General features: G+C 69.2%; 11 protein-coding genes. 4 read left to right on the forward strand and 7 right to left on the reverse strand.

All coding sequences use genetic code 11. The annotated features are described in order from the left end of the window. Positions 1–89: 89 nt before the first annotated feature. Together ACFVDO_RS13740 and ACFVDO_RS13745 are read right to left on the reverse strand one after the other, a co-directional pair. A complete protein-coding gene (locus tag ACFVDO_RS13740) occupies positions 90–1,475 on the reverse strand; it encodes an MFS transporter (RefSeq protein ID WP_378859410.1) in 1,386 nt (461 codons plus the stop codon). Positions 1,476–1,491: 16 nt separating this feature from the next. Beyond that, complete coding sequence (locus ACFVDO_RS13745) at positions 1,492–1,920, reverse strand: MarR family winged helix-turn-helix transcriptional regulator (protein ID WP_378859411.1); 429 nt, start codon at positions 1,918–1,920, stop codon at positions 1,492–1,494. A 55-nt stretch (positions 1,921–1,975) separates the two neighbouring features. Between ACFVDO_RS13745 and ACFVDO_RS13750 the strand changes: the two genes are divergently transcribed. Beyond that, entirely contained in the window at positions 1,976–2,536 is a 561-nt protein-coding gene (locus tag ACFVDO_RS13750; RefSeq protein WP_378859412.1) for a cysteine hydrolase family protein, read from the forward strand. On the opposite strand, the gene ACFVDO_RS13755 is transcribed toward ACFVDO_RS13750, so the two are convergent. The 4 genes from ACFVDO_RS13755 to argG form a co-directional block, all read right to left on the reverse strand. Beyond that, positions 2,529–4,712, reverse strand: a complete 2,184-nt coding sequence (locus ACFVDO_RS13755; protein ID WP_378859413.1) for a YhgE/Pip family protein — start codon at positions 4,710–4,712, stop codon at positions 2,529–2,531. The two genes, ACFVDO_RS13750 and ACFVDO_RS13755, sit on opposite strands and share 8 nt — an antisense overlap. Then, on the reverse strand, positions 4,709–7,501 hold the full coding sequence (locus ACFVDO_RS13760) for a YhgE/Pip family protein (protein WP_378859414.1): 2,793 nt from the start codon (positions 7,499–7,501) through the stop codon (positions 4,709–4,711). The genes ACFVDO_RS13755 and ACFVDO_RS13760 overlap by 4 nt, the downstream gene beginning before the upstream one ends. After that, on the reverse strand, positions 7,498–8,115 hold the full coding sequence (locus ACFVDO_RS13765; protein WP_378859415.1) for a TetR/AcrR family transcriptional regulator: 618 nt from the start codon (positions 8,113–8,115) through the stop codon (positions 7,498–7,500). Before ACFVDO_RS13765 ends, ACFVDO_RS13760 begins: the two co-directional genes overlap by 4 nt. A 339-nt stretch (positions 8,116–8,454) precedes the next feature. Further along, positions 8,455–9,900, reverse strand: coding sequence for an argininosuccinate synthase (argG, locus tag ACFVDO_RS13770; protein ID WP_378859416.1), 1,446 nt, complete (start codon positions 9,898–9,900; stop codon positions 8,455–8,457). A gap of 245 nt (positions 9,901–10,145) precedes the next feature. Here argG and ACFVDO_RS13775 point away from each other — a divergent pair, with 245 nt between their 5' ends. The 3 genes from ACFVDO_RS13775 (at position 10,146) to ACFVDO_RS13785 (ending at position 15,725) form a co-directional block, all read left to right on the forward strand. Continuing rightward, the gene (locus ACFVDO_RS13775) at positions 10,146–14,285 is read left to right on the forward strand and encodes a DUF5979 domain-containing protein (protein WP_378859417.1); all 4,140 of its coding nucleotides are present in this window, start codon (positions 10,146–10,148) and stop codon (positions 14,283–14,285) included. A gap of 132 nt (positions 14,286–14,417) precedes the next feature. Next, the gene (locus tag ACFVDO_RS13780) at positions 14,418–14,984 is read left to right on the forward strand and encodes a hypothetical protein (protein ID WP_378856136.1); all 567 of its coding nucleotides are present in this window, start codon (positions 14,418–14,420) and stop codon (positions 14,982–14,984) included. Positions 14,985–15,020: 36 nt separating this feature from the next. Beyond that, complete coding sequence (locus ACFVDO_RS13785; protein WP_378856138.1) at positions 15,021–15,725, forward strand: ZIP family metal transporter; 705 nt, start codon at positions 15,021–15,023, stop codon at positions 15,723–15,725. Between the two features lie 23 nt (positions 15,726–15,748). On the opposite strand, the gene ACFVDO_RS13790 is transcribed toward ACFVDO_RS13785, so the two are convergent. Continuing rightward, positions 15,749–18,388, reverse strand: coding sequence for a PEP/pyruvate-binding domain-containing protein (locus tag ACFVDO_RS13790; RefSeq protein WP_378856140.1), 2,640 nt, complete (start codon positions 18,386–18,388; stop codon positions 15,749–15,751). Positions 18,389–18,431: the final 43 nt, after the last annotated feature.

Genomic DNA, 18,431 nt, shown 5'->3' on the forward strand with positions numbered 1-18,431 from the left:
AGTCGGGGGCTCACTCGATCAAGGGCCGGCGTCCGGGGGGAAGACGCACGCCTTGGCATCCTAACCCGCCCGCCGTGGTGGTGAAACGTTTACCGGCCGATGCGTGCCAGGGACCGGTCGAACACGGTGATGAGCAGGAACAGCACGGCGATCCCGACGACGACCCAGCCGAGATCGTGCAGCCCCTCAGTCGACGCCCGCGCGCCGTACAGGTTGCCGTAGATCACCGACGAGACGATCGCGCCCATGTACGAGAACGTGCGCAGCAGCCCGGCCGATGAGGCGATGCGCTCAGGCTCCGCCTGGAAGTAGAGCGAGTTCTGGATCGCGAGGTTGTTCAGGCCCTGCGGGATGCCGAGCACCAGCATCGTCAGCACCAGGAACCAGATCGGTGAGGAGCCGGTCATGAACAGCACGAGGATGCCGGCGACGAGCTGGGCGGCGGAGCCGAGCAGCAGCTTCCAGCGCACCTCGGGCCGCCGCCCGAACGCGAGTGCGACGGCCACGCCGGCCGCGAACACCGGCACCAGGACGAGCCCCGCCGCCGTCGGGTCCAGTCCGCGTCCGTCCTCGAGCCACTGCGTGAAGCCGTACACGAACGAGTACGAGATCGTCGCCGTCAGCAGCGAGCGCAGGTAGCTGAGCAGCAGCGGAACGTTGCCGCTGAGCACCCGGACGTCGATGAACGGATCCGTCGCCCGCAGTTCCCACCAGGCGAAACCCGCCCCGGCGATCAGTGCGATCGGCAGAAGCCAGAACAGGCCGGAGGAGAGGTTCTGCAGGAACACGAGCAGCGCCAGCATCGCGACGCCGAACAGCACGATGCCGAGTCCGTCGATCCGCGGCCGGTTCTCTGGCGCCGGCTCCAGACCGGTGCGCCGGGGGAAGAACAGCGTCGCGAGCAGGAAGGTGGCGATGCCGAGCGGGATGTTCACCGCGAACGTCGCCCGCCACCCCCACGCGCCGATGAGCAGGCCGCCGAGCGCGGGAGCGATCACGGCGATCGTCTGAGTCGTGACCGAGAGCAGCGTGAGGATGGTGGCGGGCGAGGCGCGTCCGGTGCGCTCGCCCTCCGACCGGATCAGGTGCATCGCGGCGGGATAGCCGGCACAGGTGCCGAGGCCGAGGATGACGCGGGCGGCGACCAGCCACCAGATGCTGTCGCGGCTCTCCGGGGCGAGCAGGCCGATCGCCCCGGCGACGACGACCAGCGCGGCCCCGATGAGCGACAGAGTCTTCACCCCGAAGATGTCGACCAGACGGCCCACCAGGGGCTGGCCGATCGCGGTCGCCAGGTACAGGCTCGACACCAGCCAGACCGTCTCGCTGGCGGGGGCGCCGAGCGCGATGCCGATCGGGGTCAGCGCGACGGCGATGATCGCGGTGTTGATCGGGTTGAGGATCGTCCCGATCATCATCGGGGCCAACAGCCGCCGATCGAAGCGGCCGGCGGGGGCGGCGCCGCCGAGCCTCATCGGTTTCGCATCCTCATCAGCGCAGCATCTTCTCGAGCACGGCCATCGCCGACGAGACGGTGCGCAGGTCGTCGGGGTCGAGCGCAGCGAGAGCCTGCTCGAGCCACGCGGCTGCGGCATCCTTCTGCCCCTCGATGCGGTCCGAGCCCGCGGGGGTGAGGTCGATGATCTGCCGGCGCCCGTCGCTCGGGTCCTGACTGCGGGTCACGAATCCGGCGCGCTCCAGCGCCTCGACCGTCGCGGCCATGGACTGCGGACGCACCCGCTCGGCGGTCGCGAGGGCGCTCACCGTCGACACACCGCCCTTGCCGAGGCGGGCGAGCGCGGATGCCTGCGACGGCGTGAGCGCGTCGTCGGCTCCCGCCTCGCGGAACCGGCGCAGCATCCGGGCGACGACGGCGCGCAGATCGAGTGCCGTCTGCGGGGGAGTGGGAGCATCCGTCATATCGACAGCCTAAACTGCACAGGTAAAACTGTCTATTCTGTGCGATGATGCCGGCATGACCACTGCACTGCTTCTGATGGACTTCCAGAACGGCATCGCCGGCCGCTACGCGGAGGGCACCGACGTGATCCCGAACGCGCAGCGCGCGCTCGCCGCTGCGCGAGGGGCCGGCCTGCCCGTCGTGTTCGTGCGCGTCGCGTTCCGCGAGGGATTTCCCGAGGCCGCGAGCCGCAACCGCTCCTTCGGCGCGATCGCCGACTCGCCGATGGCCGCGCACATGACCGAGACGGCCGAGGCCACGCAGATCGTCGAGGCTCTGACCCCGCAGGCGACGGAGCCCGTCGTGGTGAAGCGCCGCATCGGCGCGTTCGCATCCGACCTGGACGTCGTGCTGCGCGGACTGGGCGCGACCGATCTGGTGCTCGCCGGCGTCTCGACCAGCGGCGTCGTGCTCAGCACGCTGCGCGCCGCGGCCGATCTCGACTTCGGGCTCACCGTTCTCGCCGATGCCTGCGCCGACATGGACCCCGAGGTGCACCGGGTGCTGACCGAGAAGGTGTTCCCCAGGCAGGCCGAGGTCGTCGACGTTGATGCCTGGGTGACGTCGCTCACATGAGCTTCGTGGACTCCAGCGCGCGCAGCATCTTCTGGTTGCCGTGGATGAGCGGCAGGCGCAGCACCAGGCCGAGCAGCAGCGCCGGAACGGCGAACAGCGCCAGCCAGCCCAGCTGCACCCAGTAGTCGTTCCGGTAGATGCCGGCGATCGCCGCGCGCATCGCGCTGACCGCGTGCGTTGCGGGCAGCCACGGGCTGATGTTCTGGAACCACTGCGGCAGCACCTGCAGCGGGTAGGCGCCGCCCGAGCTGGAGATCTGGATCACCAGCAGCAGCACCGAGAGGGCCTTGCCGGCGTTGCCGAACGTGACCACCAGCGTGTAGATGATCAGCATGAACACCAGCGAGCTCACCCAGCCCGCCAGGATCAGCAGGAACGGATGCTGCGGCTGCACCTGCGTGAACAGGATGCTGCCCAGGCAGACCAGCGAGCTCTGCAGGAAGCCGACGATCGCGAAGATGCCGAACCGGCCGAGGTACGTCTGGGCGGGGGAGAGCGGCGGAAGACCGGATGCCTCGCCCTGAGGCGGGTCCACGCGGATGGCCACCGCGGTGAGCAGCGCGCCGACCCACAGCGCCAGCACCGTGTAGAGCGGGGTCATCGCGGCGCCGAAGCTGACCACCGAGTACACCGGCACCCGGTCCAGCTCGACCGGCTCGGACACGAATGTGGCGAGGGCCTCGGGGTTCGAGCCGATCAGCTCGCGCAGGTCGCTGAGGTCGCCGCTGTCTACGGCCTTCTTCAGCGCTGCGTCGAGTTCGTCGAAGCGGTCGGCGGTCTCGAAGAGCGAGGCCGAGATCCCCGAGGTGAGCGTCTCCCCCTTCGAGAGGACGCTGCTCAGCGAATCCGAGCCCGACAGCGACTTCGCCGCCGCCGACAGGTCGTCGCCGATCGAGTCCACGTCGCGGCCGATGTCGGCCAGCGTGGAGGCCAGGGCGTCGAGCTTGGGCTGCAGGCTCTTCTCGAACGCGCTGCCGGCGTCCTTCACCGCGGCCTTCGCCTGGGCGATCAGCTTCGAGATCTCGGCGTGCGTGGCCTGACGATCGGCGTTGCCGGCGACGACCTGGTCGGCGGCGTCGTCCAGGCGCACCTGCAGAGCCTGCTCGCGCGCGATCGCCGAGTCGATCCGCGAGATGGTCGCGTCGAAAGCATCCAGCGCGCTGTCGGGCAGCAGCGGCCGCACGTTGTTCACGAGGTCGTCGCGCACCTTCTGCTGCTGGTCGACCTGGGTCTGCACGCGTGCGCCGATCGAGCGCAGTGCGTCCGCCGAGCTCGCCGACTGCGCATCCATCGAGGCGAACACGTCGTCGACGCTGTCGGCGACCGCCTGGTAGCTGTCGGCCGTGGCCGACAGCGCCTTGCCCAGCGCAGCGGTGGTGGTGGAGAGCGTCTGCTTCAACGACTTCGCGGCCTGCTTGCCGTCGCCCATCGCGCCCTTCGCGCTGCGCAGGGCGTCGGCCGACGAGGAGGCCAGGCCGGACGCGCTGTCCAGCAGCGGACGGCTGGACTCGAGCAGAGCGGTGAACATGTCGGCCGTCGACGCCCCGGCGCGCAGCTGCGCCGAGACCGAGGCGACGTGCGCCTGCAGCCGCGAGAGCGCCGCCTGGGTGTCGGCGTCATCGAGGTACGACGACAGCGAGGTGATGATGTTCAGCCCGGCCTCGCTGAGCTTCTCGGTGAAGACCTCGTTGATGCTCGTGGACACCTCGCCGGCGCCCTGTTCGGTGATCTTCGGGGCGAGGGCGTTCTTCTTCTCGTTCGTGTAGTACTCGATGCGGGTCGGCTCGGCGCCGTTCGAGTAGAACGTCATCATGTCTTCGCTGAACGTGGGCGGCAGCACGATCGCGGCGTAGTACGCACCGGAGCGGGTGCCGTCGATCGCATCCTCCTTCGAGGTGAACACCCAGTCCAGGTCGTCGTTGGCGCGCAGCGCCGACAGCACCTGATCCCCGACATTCAGGCGGATCGGCACCAGGTCGCTCTGATAGCCCTCGTCGACGCTCGCGACGGCGACCTTCAGGTTCTTGGTGTTCTCGAACGGGTTCCAGCTCGCGATCACGTTGAACCAGGTGAACAGCGAGGGGATCACGACCAGGCCGAACAGCACGATGACGGCCATGACGCTGCTGGTCGCCCGACGCAGGTCGAAGCGGAGCACGGCGAGGATGTTCTTCACTTCTGCTCCTCCTCTTCCTCGGTGTCGGGCGCTTCTTCTTCTTCTTCTTCTGGGCTCGGCTCGTCACCGGCATCCGTATCGAAGAGCTCCTCGAGAGAGACCGTGTCGTCGTCCGGCTCGGGATCCGGCTCGGGCCGCTCGAGCACCGCGGTCGCGACGGTGGCCGTGGCCGGTGCGGCGCTCGCCGCAGCATCCGCCTCCTCCGGCGCGCCCGCCGGCGCGGACGTGTGCAGGATGCCGGCCTCCGTCGTCTCGTCGATCAGCGCCTGGCGCAGGTCGGCTTCGGGCATCGCGCCCAGCTCGGATGCCTGCTCGATGCTCTGCTTGATGTACTCCAGCGTCACCAGGGCGGCGATGAGGATCAGGCACCACAGCGCCCACAGGCCGAGCATGGTCGCCTTGGCATCGGGCAGCAGCCAGGCCGCGACGCCGATCACCGCCATCACCGCGACGCCGACGATCACCGTGAGCCGCAGCCGGGTCGGGTAGTGCTCGGTGAAACGGCGCGCGCGTGCCGCGTTCTCGGCGCGGAAGCCGTCGCCGTCGGTCAGGGCGCGGATGATCTGGGGAGTGCGGCGGCGGCCGATGATCTGCACGTCCTCGCTGACCAGCAGCCGGCTCTCGGCCAGCTTGCGGTTGAACAGCAGCGCGAAGTTGCCCAGCCACCGGCGCAGGACCAGGCCGAGCACGAAGGCGAGGATCACGAAGATCGAGATCGTTCCCATCGCACGCCACCAGGTGCCGTCGTAGAAGCCGCTGATGGTCTCGCGGAGCGCGTCGATGCCGTAGGTGAAGGGCAGGAACGGATACAGACCGCGGAAGAAGTCCGGCATCATCTCGATCGGATACAGCCCGGATGCCCCGGGGATCTGGAAGATCACCAGCAGGATGCACAGCCCCTTGCCGACGTAGCCGAACACGACCGAGAGCGCGTAGATGATGCTGAGGTAGGCGAGGCCGATGAGCACACTGCTGCCCACGAATGCGAAGGCGTTCGCGGTCTGCACACCGATCACCAGGTTGCCGATGGACACGAGCAGCGACTGGAAGAACACGATCGCGGCGAACAGCATCCAGCGGCCCATGTAGGCCTGCCGCACCGAGACGCCCTCGACGCCCTCGGTGTCCACCTCGAGGCGGAAGATGACCATCAGCACGAAGGCGCCGATCCACAGCGACAGGTTCGTGAACAGCGCAGCCATCGCCGAGCCGTAGGCCTGCGTGGGGAACATCACGTTCTCGTGCACCTCGACCGGCGACGCCATGAATGCGGCGATCTGCTCGGGGTCGAGCCCGCTGATCTCGCTGAGCCTGTTCCACAGGTCGGCCGAGCCGAGTGCGAGCACGTCGGTGCGCACGGTGCCGAGGCCCTCTTCGGCGGTGGCGAGGTTGCCGTCCAGAGCGGTGAGCGCGGTGGCCGTCGAGGCGAGCTGGGTCTTCAGCCCGGCCAGCAGGTTCTGCGCCTGCGCCACCTGCGAGCGCTGCGCGCCCACGGCCGCCGAGAAGCCCTCTGCGCTGGCGGACAGCGCTGACATGGCGCGGTTCAGCTCGGGGACGTTGTTCATCAGCGCCTTGCGGATGTCGCCGGCCGAGGTCGCCGCCTGCTTGACTGCGGCATCGACCTTGCCGGATGCCGCGTCGAGGGACTTCAGGGTGTTCGAGACATCGCCGTTCAGCGTCTTCAGCTGCGCGAGCACCTGCTGATCGGCGGCATTGCGCTGCTGCAGCGCGTCGATCGCCGCACGCAGCTTCTGCGCGGCATCCGATGCCGGGTCGAGCTGATCCAGCGCCGCCTGCAGCTCGTCGAGTGCCGTGCTGTTCGCCTTGATGACGGCGGTCATGTCGTCGATCGCGGTGCCCACAGCGACGTTCGCCTGCTGCAGTCCGGCCGAGAGCGTCGCGATCGACGCGCTCATCTTTCCGGAGGCGTCGGCGAGCAGGCCCGCACCCTCGACGTACGCCGAGGTGACCTTGTCGGTGACGGTCAGCAGCTCCTGCTGCGCCTCCTTGGCGAGGGTCTGCGCCTGGGCGATCGAGCGCTGCACGTCGGCGAGCGTCCGGTCGACCTTGCTCAGCGTGCCGCCGGCGCTGTCGAGTCGGCCCTGCGCATCTGTCAGCGCGGACTGCAGATCGGCGAGGTTCGTCCGAGCGGCAGCGAGCTTCGCGGTCGCGTCGTCGAGGGCGGTGATCGAGCCGTCGCGGGCCTCGGTGAGCCTGCCCTCGACGTCGATGCCGGCGGCCTTCAACTGCTCGGTGATCACTCGCGAGACCGTCGAGACGAAGGTGCTGTTGATCTGCTTGTCGAGCGTCGACGCGCCCACGTCGGTGATCTTCGGGGCGATCGCGTTCGCCTTCTCGTTGACGTAGTACTTCAGCTGCGGGCGGGTGATGTCGCCGGTCGTGACGCTGAGGAAGTCGCGGCTGAAGTCCGGCGGGATGACGATGGCGGCGTAGCTGTCGCCGCTGCGCACGGCGTCCATCGCCTCGTCCTCGTCGAGGAATGTCCAGCCGAGCTGATGATCCTTCTTCAGCTCTGCGACGAGCTCGCCGCCCACGTCGATAGGGCCGGTCAGATCGGAGGTCGCGCCCTCGTCCTGGTTGACGATGGCGACGCTGACGTTCTGCGTGTTGGAGTACGGGTCCCAGAACGCGATGATGTTGAACCAGGCGTACAGCGACGGCGTGACGATGACGCCGATGATGATGATCCACGCCTTGCTGACGCGTGCCAGACGACCGAGGTCGCGACGGAAGACGGTCCAGGCGTTGGGAGTGCCGACCGAGCTCATGCAGCCGCCTCCGCGATGTCGGGATGTGCTGCCAGCAGACTATCCGCCTCGCGCCAGGACAGACCGGCGATGCTCAGTACCGTGCGGACAGCCACGTCCGCGGCGTCCGCGCTGGTGGCATCCGTCCTGGCGACCACCGTGCGGGCCATCTCCTCGATCAGCCGGGCGACTGCGGGGGCGGCGAGGTCGGTGCGGAAGCTGCCGTCGTCCTGGCCGCGGCGCACCAGGCCGGCTACCGTGAGCCGCAGCGGTGCGAGCGCCTCGGCGGTGTGCTCGACGTGCGCCTCGTCGAGGGCGATCACTGCGGCGAACTGCACGTGCGCGGCCTCCTGCCACAAGCGGGCGGCCAGGCGCGCGAGGGCGAGCCGGGCATCGGTGTCGGTGACGGACTCGGCGATCGCGTTGAAGCGCTGCGCGCCGATGAGGATCAGCTCGCGGATGAGGGCGTCGCGATCATCGAAGTGACCGTACAGGGTGCGACGGGAGAGCCCGGCGGTGCGGGCGATGACGTCGACGGAGGCATGCGGGTCGGCCGCGAGCGCCGTGCGCGCCGCCTCGAGGATGCCGGCACGGTTCGCTCGGGCGTCGCTGCGGGGCACACGGGTGGTGGTCATGCGCCCCAGTCTACGAACATGCACACTGTTGTGCAAGTTAGTTCAGGGGATTCCCGGCATCCGGGTCTCGTCGGGCACAGCTGCACGACTCGGGAACATCTGCACGACCAGATGCCCGTGTCCGTCGTGCAGCTGTGCCGGGATCGTGCAGTTGCGCCCGCGGACGCGTTGGATGCAGGGCGCTCGCGCCGCTGGGGAACGCCTGCACGATCGGGGAACGCCCGCACGACCTCATCCGTCGTTCGGTCGTGCGTCTGTTCCCGGATCGTGCGGGTGTACCGCCGACGACGAAGCCCCGACCCGTCGAGACGGGTCGGGGCTTCGTGAAGAAGACAGGTCTCAGTCGGTGCCGAAGTCGAACGCGGCACCCTCGGAGGCCACGTCGACGGCATCCGTCAGCTTCTCATCGGCCTCGGAGACCGAGCCCTCGACGGCCTCGGTGATCTCAGCGGCCTCGCCCGCGGTGACGCGGCCGACCAGCTCGCCGGTGGCGCCGCCGACCAGGCCGAGGCCCGCGTACTGCTCCAGGCGCGAGCGCGAGTCGGCGATGTCGAGATTGCGCATGGTCAGCTGGCCGATGCGGTCCACCGGGCCGAAGGCCGCGTCGCCGACGCGCTCCATGGAGAGCTTCTCCGGGCCGTAGGACAGGTTCGGCGAGACGGTGTCGAGGATGGTCCAGTCGTCGCCGCGGCGCAGTCGCAGCGTGACCGTGCCCGAGATGGTGAGGCCGACCCAGCGCTGGATCGATTCGCGCAGCATGAGCGACTGCGGCTCGAGCCAGCGTCCTTCGTACATCAGGCGACCGAGGCGGCGGCCCTGCTCGTGGTAGGTCGCGAGGGTGTCCTCGTTGAGGATGCCGTTGACGAGACGCTCGTAGGCGATGAACAGCAGCGCCATGCCCGGCGCCTCGTAGATGCCGCGCGACTTCGCCTCGATGATGCGGTTCTCGATCTGGTCGCTCATGCCCAGACCGTGGCGTCCGCCGATGCGGTTGGCCTCGAACACCAGCGCCACCGGGTCGGTGAACTCCTGGCCGTTCAGGGCGACGGGGCGGCCGGCCTCGAAGGTGACCGTGACGTCTTCCGTGGCGATCGCGACCGAGTCGTCCCAGTACTTGACGCCCATGATCGGGTCGACGCTCTCGAGCGACACGTTCAGGTGCTCGAGGGTCTTCGCTTCGTGCGTGGCGCCCCAGATGTTGGCATCCGTCGAGTAGGCCTTCTCAGCCGAGTCGCGGTACGGGAAGCCGTGCTCGACGAGCCACTCGCTCATCTCCTGGCGGCCGCCGAGCTCGGTGACGAAGTCGGCGTCGAGCCAGGGCTTGTAGATCCGCAGGCGAGGGTTGGCCAGCAGGCCGTAGCGGTAGAACCGCTCGATGTCATTGCCCTTGTAGGTGGAGCCGTCGCCCCAGATGTCGACGCCGTCCTCCTTCATCGCCCGCACCAGCATGGTGCCGGTGACGGCGCGGCCGATCGGCGTGGTGTTGAAGTAGGTCTTGCCGCCGGAGCGGATGTGGAAGGCGCCGCACTGCAGGGCGACGAAGCCCTCCTCGACCAGGGCGGTCTTCGCGTCGACCAGGCGGGAGACCTCGGCGCCGTACTCCAGCGCGCGGCCGGGGATCGACTCGATGTCGTCCTCGTCGGGCTGACCGAGGTCGCCGGTGTAGGTGCAGGGGATCGCACCCTTGTCGCGCATCCAGGCGACGGCGACGGAGGTGTCGAGACCTCCGGAGAACGCGATGCCGACGCGCTCGCCGACGGGGAGGGACTGCAGGACCTTGGACATGCGATCAAGTCTATCGGCGGCGCGTCGCGGCTTTCGGCGGGGTTCGCGCACCCTCGATTTGATCCGTACCGAGTGTTCGCTATGGTGGCACTGAGCGCCATTTGGCGCGCGCCCGGAAATGCGGTTACCCGCCGCGGGGAACCGGGCGAAGGGGAACCACTACTTTTCGGGGGAGAAGTATGCGCACTGCGCAAAGCGCTGTTCAAGCGCGCCCATTTTGGCGCGCCATCAGGAATGTTCTGGCGATGCTGACCGTCGGTCTGCTCGCCGTACTCGGCATCGTCGCGATGCCGGCGGCCGCGAGCGCGGCACCGAATCCAGCGATCGTCGTCGACGACGTGGTGATCGGCGGGGGCACGGGCCAGGACGGCCAGCTCGTCGTCGGCGACACGATCTCGATCAGCGGAACCTGGGATGCCAGTGACGCCGACCCGCAGTCCGGCGACACCTTCACGATCGGGCTGCCGCCCGAGCTGAAGATCCCGGCCGACATCCCGTTCAACCTGGACGGGCCCAACGGCAACGGCGATGTCGTCACCTTCGCCACCTGTCTCGCCGACGCGAGCACCGGCGTGGTGACATGCACGCTCACCGACGCGGTGGCGACCGATCCGGAGTTCGTCAAGGGCGAGTTCAGCTTCGACGTCGAGGCTGTCGAGGCGACAACCGAGGAGGAGCTCGCATTCGACCTGAACGGCCAGGACGTCATGGTCGAGCTTCCCGGCACCGGCGGGATCGACGACGGCATCGACCTGCCCGGTGAGGTCACCAAGTCGGGCGAGATGAACGCCAACAACTGGTCGATGACCTGGACCGTCGACATCCCCGGCGCGAACCTCGTCGCCGCCGGCGGCGATGTCGCGCACATCACGGACACCTTCGGCGCCGGCCACGTGCTGTGCGATCCGATCGGGTTGAAGGTGCAGACCGTGCGCGGCAGCACCGTCGTCGACGTGACCGATCTGGCGACTCTCTCCGGTGAGCCGGGCGACTCGTCGTTCCAGCTCGACCTGAACGCCCCGCAGGGCGGCTTCGACGCCAACGTCACCTACCGGGTCACCTACCAGACCTGCACCTCCGACGGGCAGATCGACCCCTCGGGCACCAGCTACGACAACTCGATGCAGATCGAGGGCTGGGGCGAGGCCGGTCACGGCGTCGGCCATGTCACGAACAGGCCCTGGCAGATCGACCTCACCAAGTCCGGTTCGGTGCTCGGCGGAGCCGACCGCAACGGCAAGATCGCCTGGACCGTCGTCGTGCCCGGAGACCAGCTCGTCGGCAAGGACGGTTTCACGTTCTCGGAGGCGCTCGGCGCCGGACACGAGCTCTGCACCGACACCATCAGCGGCATCCGCATCACCGAGCGCTACGGTCCCAGCAACCAGATGCAGCGGGACGTCACGGGCATGCTCACCCCGACCGTCGTCTCCCAGTCCGCTCAGGGCTTCGAGATCCGCTACGACGTCAACAACCCGGCGCTGCAGTTCAAGGCATCCGACTACCGCTACGTGATCACGTACAACACGTGCGTCACGTCGACCGACCTGCCGGCCGGCGGCACCGGGTACTCCAACGAGGCGAACGTCGACGGCAAGGTGACCGGCAACGAGGCGAAGGTTCCCGGCCGCACCGACCAGAAGAACGGTGCGCTCAACTCCTCCACGGTCACGATCGACGGCGTCGAGCACCTGCCGCAGACCACGCTGAACTGGTCGATCGTCGTGCCCGGTGAGCGCCTCGCCGACATCCAGAGCGCACTCACCATCACGGACACGCTCTCGGGCGCGCACCAGGTGTGCACGGCCGGTGACCCCACCGGCGGGCTTGCCGCGCAGCTCGGGCTGAAGGTCGAGGCCAGGGACCAGATCCAGAACGGTGGCCTGGCCACCGTGGATCTCACCGGCGGCACCACCGTCGCTCAGGACGGCCAGGAGCTGACGTTCACGATCGCGCAGCCGACTCTGCCGCAGCCGGGCGGCGGCACCGAGACCGGCTTCAGCCGCGAGTACCAGTACGTCATCAGCTACACGACGTGCACCACCAGCGGCGGAATGGATGCTCCCGGCACCAGCTATGGGAACACCGCCGTCGTCGCGGGCAAGACCTACGAGAAGAGCGTCACCCAGAACAACAAGGGTTCCGGCAGCGGCCAGGGCATGCCCCGCGGCACCGTCGCGATCGACAAGGTGCTCGCCGACACCTCCGGCGCCGCATTCGTGCCCGATGACGCCATGTTCACCGTGCAAATCAAGGAGATCGACCCGAACAAGGTCGTGCAGAACGAGTACGACCTGCGGGTGCCGCTGAACGGCGCCCCGGTGAGCGGTCTCAACGCGCGCGGCACGGGCTGGACGGTCGAGATCACCGAGCCCACGCTCCCGACCTACCCGGGTGTCGTCTTCGGCACTCCGAAGTTCGCGAGTGGGCCGGGCGTCACGGTGAGCGAGGACGGCAGGACGGCCGTCGCCTCCGTCTCGCCGAACACGAACGTCAGCGTGAGCCTCACCAACACGGCGCAGCTCGGATCGGTGAACGTGGTCAAGAGCGTCACGGGCGGCGCGGCCGCCCTGGTCGACCCTGACCGCACCTACCAGGTCACCGCGCACATCGACACCAGCGCTCTCGGTGCCGGGTTCCCGGCGCAGCCGGACCGCACCTTCCTGCTGACCGCGGGCCAGCCCTACGCGCTCGGCGACCTGCCGATCGGCGCGGTCGTCACGTTCTCGGAGGCGGTCCCGGCCGATGACGACCAGCTCACGTGGGGCGCACCGGTCTTCAACCCGGCATCCATCACGGTGCAGCCGGCGAACGCCACTACGCCGGCGGCAGAGGCTCTGACCAACAGCGTCGAGCGCACGGTCGGCACGTTCTCCCTGGTGAAGAACGTCACCGGAGACCAGGCCGAGAACCCGGCGGTTCCCGACACGGTCACCGTCACCGCGACCTGGACCGAGGAGGGCGGCGAGCCGCAGCAGAAGGTGCTCACGCTGCCGACCGACGGCACCCCTGTCGCGTTCGGCGAGAACCTGCTGATCGGCACCGAGGTCACGCTGACCGAGACGCCGCTGGCCGACGGATCCAGCATCGACTGGGGCGCACCGACCTGGAGCGGAACCGGCGTGGTCGTCGACGGCGAGTCCGCCGTCGTGACCATCGGCCGTGACGCTCAGGCGCAGGTCGCCGTCGAGAACCACGCCGCCACCTCGACAGCGGGCATCAGCCTGCTCAAGGGTGTCGCCGGTGAGGCGGCCGGCGAGGTCGCCGAGGGCACGGAGTTCCCCGTGACCGCCACCTGGACCGACGACGAGGGCGACCACTCGGTCGAGCTGAACATCAACGCGACCTCGCCGACGCCGCTCGGCGTCGACCTGCCGGCGGGCACCGTCGTCACGATCACCGAGGGCGAGCGCCCCGGGATCGACACGGTGATCTGGGGGTCGATCACGATCTCCGGAACCGCCGTCACCGACAACGGCGACGGCAGCGCCACCGTCGTGGTCTCCGACCAGCAGGACGACTCCACCCTGATCACCGTGGTGAACGAGGCGACCTGGGCGCCGGGCACGTTCTCGCTCTCGAAGGACGTCACCGGTGTGCTGCTCGAGAACCCGGATGTCCCGGATGCCGTCACCGTGACCGCGTCCTGGTTCGAGGGCGACGAGCAGGTCTCGACCGAGGTCCGGATCGCGACGGACGGCACAGTGACGTCGTTCGGGCGTGATCTGCCGCACGGCACCGAGGTCACCCTGTCCGAGGCGGCTCCCGGCAGCAGCGCCGCGTTCACGTGGGACACCCCGGCGTGGGCGGCCGAGGGGATCGTGGCGAACGAGGACGGCACGGCGACGATCACGATCGGCGCGGCGACCGACCTCGCCGTGACGCTCACGAACAACGCCACCGCGTCACTCGGCAGCCTGACCCTGCTGAAGACGCTCTCGGGCGACGGGGCGACGGATGTGCCGGACGGCACCGTCTTCCCCGTCACCGCGACCTGGACCGACCTGCTCGGACAGGAGCAGCGCGCCGAGCTGCAGCTCACCCCCGGTGAGCCCGCAATGCTCGACGAGCTGCCGCTGGGCACCGAGGTCACCCTGACCGAGGACAGGGTCGGCGGTCTGCCGGTGAACCTGCAGTGGCTGAAGGCGACCTGGTCGACCGAGGACGAGAACGTCACCGTCTCGGCCGACGGCGCGACGGCCGTGGTCACCGTCACCGCTGAGCCGGGCGCGCGGGCATCGCTGTCGCTCGACAACGAGTTCCACCGCATCCCGGATCTCGCCACCACCGGCGGGTACGTCTCGGGCGGACTGATCGTGCTGGTGGTCTCGCTGATCGGCGGCGGTCTGCTGCTGATGAGCAGGCGCCGCAGCAAGCAGGTCTGACACCCGCGTAACGGGTCGGGCGGATCATCCGCCCGACCCGTTACGCGTACCGAGCTGGTCATCGGAGTGCGAGCCGCTCGGAAGATGACAGGGGTACGGTGGATGTTCCCGCGACGAGATCGGAGGATCATCATGCCCCGAACGATCGGCATCCTGCTCGCCGCCGGCCTGCTCGCGATCGGACTGGCCGCCTGTGCACCGACCCAGGACGCGACGACGGCGCCGACCGCCACTCGGACGGACGCCGCGGATGCCCCGGCCGTCGAGCCCACGCTGGACGACGGGACACCGGTCGCCACGCTGACCCCCGTCGAGGCGGCGGACGCCCTGTGTCGAGCAGGCGACGCCGATGACGACCGCGCCTGCGTGATCACCGGGCAGCAGTCCACAGCCGACCTCTCCTTCGAGGGCTACGACGTCGTCAAGCTCATCGACTCGAGCTTCGACGGGAACGTCGCCGTCGGCGGCGTCCGTGAACTCGTCGTGACGGACTCGACTTTCGGCGGCGACCTCACGGTGACGCGCACGCAGGGCGTCGTCGTGAAGGTGTCCCAGATCGACGGCACGCTCGCCATCTCGCAGGCACAGCATGCGACCCTCGTGAAGAACACCGTCGCCGGCGACCTGACCTGTGACAGCGTGCGCGCCGACGGTAACGGCAATCAGGTGACCGGCACGAACACCTGCTCGGTGCGCTGACGCCGCAACAGCCCGCGCGCCAGCTAGGTTGACCGCATGGGTGGTGCTTTCCTGTGGGGCGCCGTCGCCGCGGCGCCGCTGTTCGTCGGCGCGTGGCTCGCGACGCTGCGACACTGGTCGCCGAGACTGCTCGGCATCGTGCTGGGGTTCGGCGCCGGAGCGCTGATCTCGTCGATCTCGTTCGAACTGGTGCAGGAGGGGCTCGGCCTCGGCGGACCGGTGCCGCTGGTCGCCGGGCTCGCCGTCGGTGCGCTGACCTACTACGTCGCCGACCGGATCGTCGACGCCAGGGCTGCGGCGGCGAAGGGCCCGTCCGGCATGCCGCTCGCGATCGGCGCTCTGCTCGACGGCATCCCCGAGCAGCTCGTGCTGGGCATCGGCCTCGCGTCGGGCGACGGCGTCAGCCTGGCGCTCGTCGTCGCCATCCTGGTCTCGAACCTGCCGGAGTCGATCGGCTCGGCGTCCGACCTGCTCGAGTCCGGCATGAAGAAGTCGCGGATGCTGCTGCTGTGGGCCGCCGTCGCCGTGGTCTGCATGCTCTCGACCGTGGCCGGGTACGCGATCACGGATGCGGTCAGCCCGGCCTTCCAGGCGGCAGTCGACGGCTTCGCCGCCGGCGCACTGCTCGTCATGCTGGTCGACTCGATGGTGCCCGAGGCGCAGTCCAAGGCCAAGGAGTCGACCGGCCTGTTCACCGTGCTCGGGTTCACGGTCGCCGCGGGATTGTCGTTCGTGGGGTGAGTGTCGGACGGGCTACTCGTTGCTCAGCGCCGTCGACGGCGTGCGACGATGAGCACGACCCCGGTGGCGGCGGCAATGCCGAGCCCGATGGCGACCAGCCTGCCGCGCTTCGGGGGCGCGCCCGCGGCATCGGCGTCGTCCGGCGCTCCGTCCAGCCGCACCGTTCCGGTCGCGCCGTTCACGGTCAGCACGTCCCCGGTGGAGATCCGCCTGGTCGCGCTGCCGGTGCCGAGAACCGCGGGAATCCCGTATTCCCGCGCCACGATCGAACCATGGCTGAGAACGCCGCCGATGTCGGTGACCACCCCCGAGGCCAGAGCGAACAGCGGTGTGTACGCCGGGGTGGTGATGGACGCCACGAGCACTTCGCCGGGCTGGAAGCTCGCGAAATCCGCCGTGCCGCTGAGCACGCGCGCCGGGGCGGTCACCTGCCCGCCCGATCCGCCTGTGCCGTGCAGCACGGGGCCCGAGTCGTCGCTCTCCTTCGCCGGCATGAAGCGCTCCATCGACGTCATCATTCCGCTCTTCGGCAGATACTGCGGCGGGGTCGCGAGCCGTCGGCCGCGCCAGGTGCGGCGGCGCTCGTCGACGTCGGTGCGATGGTCGGGCAGCGAGGCATCCCCCTTGTCCAGCGCCGCGGCATCGGCGTCCGCTTCTGCCGCGGTGATCCAGAACACGTCCTCGGCGGAGACCAGTGAGCCGGATGCCGCGAGCCGAGCCCCGAACTCGCGCAGCAGCCTTCGCTGCACCGGCCAGGCGAGTCCCATCGCCGCGAGCGCATCCTCGCGCACGGGAGCCCACAGCTGGGCAGAGCGAAGACGGCGCTCGGCAAGACCGCGGCGCACCGGATCCAGCCGCGCGACGAGTTCGCGCGTGATGCGCTCGCGTCTCGCCGCGGATGCCCGCTGCCGCTCGCCCGGATCGGCGGCCTTGCCGGCGATCGTGTGCTTGAGCGTTTCGATGACGGGTGCGGGATCGTCGGCAGGCACCGGATTGATGAAGTCGAGGTTGTAGACGGTGTGGCCGTACTCGGCGAGATACGCATCGAGCCGCTCCCGGAACGACGCCGGCAGATCGTCCCCGGCATCCAGCTGCTCCGCCAGACCGGGCTGCGTCCTGCACCATTCGGCCAGTTCGTGCAGCGCGCGCTCCGAACGCATCGGCGCCGAGTCGAACCCGAGCAGGAAGTCGGATGCCTGCGGATCGCCCTCACGGCGCATCGTGGAGTCGTACAGCTTCGTCCACAGCACCTCGCTCATGCCGGCCAGCGGCATCACCATCTGCACGATGCTGTAGTACGCACACGCCGCGTCGAGCAGTTCACGAACGCCGGCGATCAGCTCGGGCGCCGACAGCTGCGAGGCATCCTCGTCCGCATGGCGGGCCACGACGGCGCGATAGGCGGGCAGCGCCTCATCGCGCCACTTGTCCATCACGTAGCCCTTGCGCAGCAGGAAGCGCATCAGTGGCGGCGTGGCCTTCAGCATGGCCATGAAGGTCGATTTCGGATAGTCGTAGTAGGCGTAGCCGTTGATCGTCGGGAACGCCATGTCCAGCGTCGACAGGTCGGGCGCGACATCACTGAGCATCGATCGCAGACCGAACGGCACTGCGTCGCGCACGAGATCGGAGAACAGCGGGGTCAGCGGGTCGGGCATCTGCTCGACGATGCTGGCGCGGAAGTACAGGCTGCCTTCGCGCGGCAGCGTCCAGTCGGCCGGAACGTCGCCGACGGGCTCGGGCAGAGCCGTGATCGGCCGCGCCTGCACGATCTGGAATCCGCCGTCGGAGAGCGTCCACTCGATGTCCTGCGGGGCGCCGAAATGGTCCTGGACACCGGCGCCGATCTCCGCGAGCTCGCGTGCCTGAGCGTCTGTGAGGGTAGCGGTATCCGCCTGCGACGACGGGACCTCGGACTGCTCCGAGCCGCCGTCGACGCGCACGGTCATGACCTTCTTCGTCGCGATGCGGCGGTCGACGGCATCGCCGTGCACGGTGTACTCGTCAGGCTCGACCAGACCGCCGACGACCGATTCGCCGAGTCCCCACGAGGCCGTGATGACGGTCTCGTCACGGTGTCCGTTGCCCGGATTCGCCGTGAACATCACGCCGGCGACCTCGGCCGGAACCAGTCGCTGGACGACGACGGCGATGCTCAGCCCTGCGGCGGCCTCGTGCCCCACCCGCGATCGGTAGGCGATGGCACGGGCGTTCCACAGCGACGCCCAGCAGCGGCGCACGGCATCCACGACGGCGTCGGTGCCCTCGATGTTGAGGTATGTGTCCTGCTGACCGGCGAAGCTCGCCCCTGGCAGGTCTTCGGCGGTCGCAGACGAGCGCACCGCGACCGGTCCCTCGCCGAGCGCGGCGTACGCGGCGGCGATCTGCAGGGCGATGTCGGTCGGCAGACCGGACGCGGTGAAGAGTGCCGCGGCTTCAGCGGCGGGCTCGGTGTCCGCCGTGAGCCTCCCGAGCGCGGCATCCACGCCCGCCGCCGCGACGAACGCGTCATACGCGGCCGTCGTGACGACGAACCCGTCCGGAACGGGGAACCCGGCGCGCACGAGCTCCCCCAGATTCGCCCCCTTGCCGCCGGCGATCGGGACGTCGGCGCTGCCGAGATCAGAGAGCGGGCGGATCAGCGATGCCTTCTGCTCAGTCATTCTCGCGAGTTTAGGAGCGCCCGGCAGCAGAGGAAACACCTCG

This window comes from Microbacterium sp. NPDC057741 (assembly GCF_042798735.1).
Taxonomy (GTDB): Bacteria; Actinomycetota; Actinomycetes; order Actinomycetales; family Microbacteriaceae; genus Microbacterium.